Below are 767 nucleotides of genomic sequence, written 5' to 3'. Positions count from 1 at the left end.
TGATAAACTGAGAGTACATGCGAATTTTCCTCCAATGGTTTGGTTTGGTCACCTTTACCATACAGGAAAATTCGCATTTTTTGTACTCTCTATTTTCTCTATGCACACCGATCTTCAATGATCAAGTACAACTTGTGGTGAAGAGCCTGTATATTTCCATATATAGAAATAGAAAGGGTCTGAATGATGACTAAAACAAATCGTATGATATGGTGGGGTCTTGTCGTTGCATGGTGTGCACTTATTTACTATTTTACCGAGTCTCCGCTATTTACTGGAGAGCAAACCGCGCAATGGATACGCCATTGGTTAAATTATTTTGGAATTGAAACGAATCGTCCTGTAAGCGACGGATTATTTTCATGGAATTTTATCGTTCGGAAATGTGCGCATATGACGGTATTTGGAACGTTTGCGTTTTTTGCATGGAAAGCAACGGCTTCATACCGTGTCGCTTGGTTATTGACGCTTTTTTGTGCCATGTTTGACGAATGGCATCAATCGTTTCAACCGAAGCGAACAGCGCTATTTTCTGACGTCATCATCGATATGATCGGGGCGACGATTGTGTTATGGATGGTTTGGAAGGCGAATAAGCGAGCATAGACGCTCGCTTATTCCAAAGTGTTGAAAAAGTGGGGAGTCAAGAAAAAGTTCACTTTCCTCGTGAATTTTTTCTTCTTTTCTTTTTTCCTTATTTGTGGTAACTTAAATCTATACCATGTGATTGAAGGGATCGTAACTTGGTCCACTTCTTGAGGTTTTGG

The 767-nt window shown here is 40.0% G+C and carries 1 protein-coding gene; it reads left to right on the top strand.

Translation table 11 applies throughout. The annotated features are described in order from the left end of the window. The first annotated feature begins 186 nt into the window (after positions 1 to 186). On the top strand, positions 187 to 606 hold the full coding sequence (locus LD028_RS02340; RefSeq protein WP_237810814.1) for a VanZ family protein: 420 nt from the start codon (positions 187 to 189) through the stop codon (positions 604 to 606). Positions 607 to 767: the final 161 nt, after the last annotated feature.

The organism is Anoxybacillus sp. LAT27 (genome assembly GCF_022030075.1).
In the GTDB taxonomy this organism is placed as follows: domain Bacteria; phylum Bacillota; class Bacilli; order Bacillales; family Anoxybacillaceae; genus Anoxybacillus; species Anoxybacillus kestanbolensis.
This window is presented reverse-complemented; position numbering and strand designations above follow the sequence as displayed.

Excerpts from the sequence above, each read along its gene's own strand:
- LD028_RS02340 (WP_237810814.1), top strand. The coding sequence starts at position 187 with ATGACTAAAACAAATCGTATGATATGGTGGGGTCTTGTCGTTGCATGG.